At 51.0% G+C, this 4,803-nt stretch carries 8 protein-coding genes; 6 read left to right on the top strand and 2 right to left on the bottom strand.

What is annotated here, in order from left to right; genetic code table 11:
• Positions 1-546 precede the first annotated feature (546 nt).
• From ACP5D4_RS20995 to ACP5D4_RS21010, 4 genes are all read left to right on the top strand, one after another.
• Entirely contained in the window at positions 547-864 is a 318-nt protein-coding gene (locus tag ACP5D4_RS20995) for a hypothetical protein (RefSeq protein ID WP_428013560.1), read from the top strand.
• Between the two features lie 78 nt (positions 865-942).
• Positions 943-1,494 (top strand): hypothetical protein, encoded by a 552-nt coding sequence (locus tag ACP5D4_RS21000; protein WP_428013561.1) that lies wholly within the window; start codon positions 943-945, stop codon positions 1,492-1,494.
• Between the two features lie 453 nt (positions 1,495-1,947).
• The gene (locus tag ACP5D4_RS21005; RefSeq protein WP_428013562.1) at positions 1,948-2,292 is read left to right on the top strand and encodes a hypothetical protein; all 345 of its coding nucleotides are present in this window, start codon (positions 1,948-1,950) and stop codon (positions 2,290-2,292) included.
• A gap of 826 nt (positions 2,293-3,118) precedes the next feature.
• Positions 3,119-3,274 carry a hypothetical protein gene (locus ACP5D4_RS21010; protein WP_428013563.1) on the top strand — a complete coding sequence of 52 codons (156 nt, stop codon included), beginning with the start codon at positions 3,119-3,121 and terminating at the stop codon, positions 3,272-3,274.
• A gap of 180 nt (positions 3,275-3,454) precedes the next feature.
• Here the strand turns inward: ACP5D4_RS21010 and ACP5D4_RS21015 are convergent, their stop codons facing one another.
• Positions 3,455-3,775, bottom strand: a complete 321-nt coding sequence (locus tag ACP5D4_RS21015; protein WP_428013564.1) for a hypothetical protein — start codon at positions 3,773-3,775, stop codon at positions 3,455-3,457.
• Between the two features lie 30 nt (positions 3,776-3,805).
• Entirely contained in the window at positions 3,806-4,171 is a 366-nt protein-coding gene (locus ACP5D4_RS21020; RefSeq protein ID WP_428013565.1) for a helix-turn-helix domain-containing protein, read from the bottom strand.
• Between the two features lie 81 nt (positions 4,172-4,252).
• On the opposite strand from ACP5D4_RS21020, the gene ACP5D4_RS21025 reads away from it, so the two are divergent.
• Positions 4,253-4,429: a hypothetical protein gene (locus tag ACP5D4_RS21025; protein ID WP_428013566.1), complete on the top strand. Its 177-nt coding sequence runs from the start codon at positions 4,253-4,255 to the stop codon at positions 4,427-4,429.
• A gap of 2 nt (positions 4,430-4,431) precedes the next feature.
• Positions 4,432-4,803 (top strand): hypothetical protein (locus ACP5D4_RS21030; protein WP_428013567.1); only part of this gene is annotated, 372 nt, incomplete at its 3' end.

Raw genomic sequence — 4,803 nt, forward strand, 5'->3', positions numbered from 1 at the left:
GACGAGACGACGCTCTCGGATTTCTTCGGTCGATCGACCCAGCAGTTGACAGATGGGTTCGTTCAGCTTCAGGACTCTACTGCGATCATCCACGATGGCAACGCCTAGAACGTTCGATCCTGTGATTTGAAACGCCTCGTTCCCGCGATCGCTCTGGCGATCTCCTGTATTTTTAGGGGGGGAAGAGGGAACGGGGAACAGGGAACAGGGAACAGGGAACTGTATTAATTAATGTAAAAATCCCCCCAATAGCAGGATAACGCGCTATAATATAAATAGAAACCTACCAAGTTTGTTTATGTTGCCTTCTGTTTCTTCCATTCTTGCCTCTGCTCCTGCCGTTGGGTTTTCTGGCTCCCGCTCGGTTGTTCCTCCGGCGTCTGTTTCCTCTGCCGTCATCGCTTCTGTTTCTTCCGGCGCTGCTGTGTCGGTTGGGTGTGCGGCTGGCGTGGATCGGGTCTTCCGTTCGGCTTTCCCGTCTGCCCGCGTCTTCTCCGTGGCGTCGTTCGGTCGCGGTCGTGGCGCTTTCGCGGCTCGGTCGGTGGCTTGCGTCCGGTCGGTCGCCCCTGGGGGCGTTTGGGTTTCGTTTCCCGGCCGGCCTTGTCCGGCCGGTTTGTCGCCGTCGTCGTCGTCCGCTCGTTGTTTTTGTGGTTCCGGTTCCGGGTCGTGGGCGTCGTTGGCGTTCGCCCTTGGTCTTGGCGTTCGCTCGTTGGTCTGGCTGCCCCCGTCCGTCCCCTGTCCCGCTGGCTGGGGTCTGTCTCCCGTTGGCGGCGGGTGGTTCGTTTCCTCGGCGGCGCCTCGTCAGTTGTCGTTGTTTTAGCTTGGCTTGGGGGGTCTTCCCCCTCATTTTTTCTGTGGATATAACCCCTTCGGTTGGAGGGGTTATTGTTTTATTTAACAGGGTAACGTGCTATAATATAGATAACCTACCAAGTTAAAGCCATGTTTGAAGTTTCCTCCGCTCTTAAGTCCCAGTTGTTGACACGCCAAACGATTTGGCGATCGATCTTCGGTTGTGAACCAACCTATCGCGAAGCAATGGCGATCGATTTCGAGGTCTGGTCAAACTGCCTTTGGGTTCTCTACCGTCCACAACCCGGCTACGACAAGGGTTTCTGTCGTTTTGTCAGTTTTAAAGACGTAGCGATCGCCGTCGTCGAACACACAGATTGGCGCAGCCAACAACTTCAAGCCTTAAAAGGCGATCCGATTTTCTGTGGAGATAGCAGTTATCTGGTTCGCGGATTCAATAACGATTACAAGGTTTCGATCGACCCAGGTACGAGCGAACTAACTTGCAACTGCAAGCTGTTCCGCTGCTTGAATAATCGTGAGGGAGAATTGCCGGAAGCCTTTCGTGAAGCCTTACATAAGTTTGGACGATACCTTAAATGTCATCACATCTTAGCGGTGGAGGATTTGCTCGACCCGTTCAATACCGAATCAGAACCGCTTTACCTCGAAGACGATCCGTGTTGGTGGATGTCGGGTTAAAAAAATGGGCGGCCGTGAGGCCGCCCGTCGTTTCAATTCAGGGCAGACTCGATCGCCCTCTGAACAAATTGCTCAAGTTCCTGTCCTGACAAACCGAGTCGATCGAATTTGTCTTGGTTTTCAAGCCAGGCTAGAAGCGCCCCTCGGGCGCAATCTTTGTATCTTAATGGCTCTCCCTTCGATCGAGGGAGGGCTTTCTTAACGCGATCGCTCACGTTGAGAGCGACTCGAGCATTCAGCGATTCGTTCCGGTCGGTTGAAAAGCTGTATTCGGTAATGGTGGGATTCCCACCCGGTCTTCCTCTAGGCATCGTTCTCTTTTTTTTAACTCGATACCCTACTATAACACTTGACATTTAGCGGGATAACATGCTATATTATATTTAACCGAAGGGGAGAAAAACCTACCAAGTCGCCTCCCCAACGGCGAAAACCTTTATCAGGTCTATTGAAATGGTAACAAAATCCTTATCCTTCTACGAACGGACGCGCGATCGGCTCGAGAAGAAGATCAACGAGAAAGCGGCAGAGTTCGAGCGGAAGTACGCGGGGTACTTACCAATTTTTCAACACAAATTCAAGCGCTGGATTGAAGAATATCTCGATCGAGTTTTGGAGAATGTTCTCGAAAACGGATTCGACAACCAACTCAGCTTGGAAGACGAAATTAAATCAAAGGTCGAAGAGGAGAGCGAACTGATTGAATTCTTCGGAGCAATCGATCAAATGCACGGAGAACTGCCACCGCTAGAGGCAACGCTCGAAGAATTTGCCCATTTGGTAGAACCGACTGCCTAATCAACTGGGGAGTCTCCGAGGCTCCCCTGCAAACCTTCTATCTCCACAGAAAATGTTTTTTGAACTACCCCCCCAACCCCCCCAACCCCCGATCATTTCGCAACAACCCGAAGAAATTCGATCGGCAGAATTGCTAAGCCGATACACGCAAAGTTGTGGAAATCCACACAACTTTGCCAGAGAGACAGTTTGGATTGAAGCAGTTCTTCGCCAGGGCGTTAACGACGTCCTGATTATCCCCGACAACGAGTACCACAGCGAATCTGCCAACCGTGTGATTCAAGTCCTTCGCGTTCGGCACTCAGTGATGGTGTTGACTTGCTCTGCTAGTCGCTGGACAGTCAACGGAATTATAAATGAGGTAGCCAATCGATACGGGTCTGAAGATTTTTATTACCGATATCAGGTGCTCAGTTCGCCCGTTCATGGAGGATTTTTTGTAATCCAATTCGACGGGTATCCACCGCGATACTGGAATAAAGATTAACTTTCTCGGGAGGCTTCCACGCCTCCCATTCAACCCCGTTATCTCCACAGAAAAATGAATAGCATTACAATCGACACCACCGCTAAACAGATTCGATCGAACCCCATACAACCCCCGACCAAACCGGGAGAGTGGTCGTTGAGGCAGATCGAGGAGGTTCTGAGTCGGCCGATTCCTCGATCGCTTCTCCAGTCAAAGCGACTGGGAGGATCAACCGTGTTTTTTTTGTCTTGGTACGAGGCTGCCAAGATTTTGTCAAAGTATTGCCCCGGCTGGAACTGGAGGATTATCTCGGTTCACTGCACGAGCGATCGCATATTCCTTGTTGGTGAGTTAGCCGTGCCAACAGCAGACGGAATGGTGGTGCGGCACGCTACGGGAACTGAGGAACTGAACTGCAATTCCTACGGCGATCCCAGCAGCAACGCTGAATCGATGGCATTTCGCCGCGCGGCTGCCAAGTTTGGGCTGGGACTATATCTCTATCAGAAATAAGCCCTTGGGAACGGCGATCGCCCTCAAAGGATCGCCCCCTGTCGTCTATCTCCACAGAAAAAAATCCGAGATTTGGATTTACGATCTCGCGAAACACCCTGGCGATCTTACGGGCGCTCAGAGACCTGAAACTCGTAGAAATTAAACCCCAAAAGGGGTACAGACAGCCAAATCGGTATTTCAGGACTTAGACGCCACCACATTGGCGATCGCCCTCAACAACTCCCCGAGTTGCTCCTTGGGGAGTTGTTCAATTGTCGAAATCAGTTCGCTTCCTTGAAGACCGATTTGAATATTTATAGAAGAATTTATCGTGTTGCATCCGAAGACGACGGAAAGCCCGTAGCGCCGAGCCTCAGTTTCCAACACCTTCGATCGAAGTTCTGGCGGCAGTTCGTGGAGTTCTTCGGCCAGAATTTGCGATCGCTGGTCAGGCGGAAGAGATCGCAACAGCTCTTGAATATCCGTCAACTCCACCGGCCGCACCCCGTTTTCAGACATCGTTCCATATTTACAGACTTTTTGACATGGTTAACGTCTTGTTAAAACTTTGTCATCGGTGGAAGTACGGGATTTCCCAGCCAGCCGTTCGCCAATTAGCCTCAAAATTTCGGCCAGTTCGCTCTCTGGGAGCGACCAGATAAGGATTTGTTTTTCGCGGTCAGTCAAACCGTGGACTTCAACTTTGCCAATTTGACTGACAAAATCATTAATTGCGCCTGGGCTTAACTCCTCTAAGCCCATCAAAAGACGTTCAAGCGTCTCAACTTTTAGATCGCCTCTTCCACACTGAAACCGGCTCAAGTGAGTTCGAGAAACCCCGGTGTGTTCGTGTAACGCAACATCCGTAACGCCGTGGGATTGTCGGACTTTTTTGAAAGCTTCACGAATGTTCATATTTAAACAAAAAAACGCAAGTGGTACAATAATATTTAACTCACACCACTTGCGACAATCAAATTATATTCTATACCAATTATGACACAGCATCACCGAATACAGCTAGAAGACGCGATCGAAGACTACGCCGCAGGTCTGCTCACAGCCACGATCGCCTACTGGATTCGCATTCATACCCAACAAAACCAAGTTGTAGCAGTCGATCGCTCGCGGTCGATCGAATTTGTCCTGACTGAGAAGGACGAGGAGGTGTAGCGATGGCACGCCAGCAAGAGCAATTCTACCCCCTCACCGAGTCGGAGCTGTCTACTGTCAGCCAAGTTCTCAAAGCGGCCGAGCTGAAGGTTTATCTTTGGCTTTCGATTCAGATGCCGTTTCCCGATAGCGCCCCCATCGAAATCGACACCGAACGGATTGCCGAATCTCTAGGTCTCCACCGGCGCACCATTCAAATCGCACTCAACAAACTCAGCGAACTGGGGCTGTTCGGGTGGGAAGCCGTTCGCGCCAAAATCTGGCGATTCTCGTTCCGAGACGCTTCGCGATCGCCCGTTCGCCAAGAGAACAACCGATCGCGATCCACAGATCGCCAAAGCGATCCACAGATCGCCAAAGCGATCCACAGATCG

This window comes from Baaleninema sp. (assembly GCF_049974805.1).
Classification (GTDB): domain Bacteria; phylum Cyanobacteriota; class Cyanobacteriia; order Cyanobacteriales; family Geitlerinemataceae; genus Baaleninema.

What these genes read in the sequence shown, in the direction of transcription:
- ACP5D4_RS21000 (WP_428013561.1), top strand. Translation starts at nt 943, where the DNA reads ATGTTTGAAGTTTCCTCCGCTCTTAAGTCCCAGTTGTTGACACGCCAA.
- ACP5D4_RS21005 (WP_428013562.1), top strand. Translation starts at nt 1,948, where the DNA reads ATGGTAACAAAATCCTTATCCTTCTACGAACGGACGCGCGATCGGCTC.
- ACP5D4_RS21015 (WP_428013564.1), bottom strand. Translation starts at nt 3,775, where the DNA reads ATGTCTGAAAACGGGGTGCGGCCGGTGGAGTTGACGGATATTCAAGAG.
- ACP5D4_RS21020 (WP_428013565.1), bottom strand. Translation starts at nt 4,171, where the DNA reads ATGAACATTCGTGAAGCTTTCAAAAAAGTCCGACAATCCCACGGCGTT.
- ACP5D4_RS21025 (WP_428013566.1), top strand. Translation starts at nt 4,253, where the DNA reads ATGACACAGCATCACCGAATACAGCTAGAAGACGCGATCGAAGACTAC.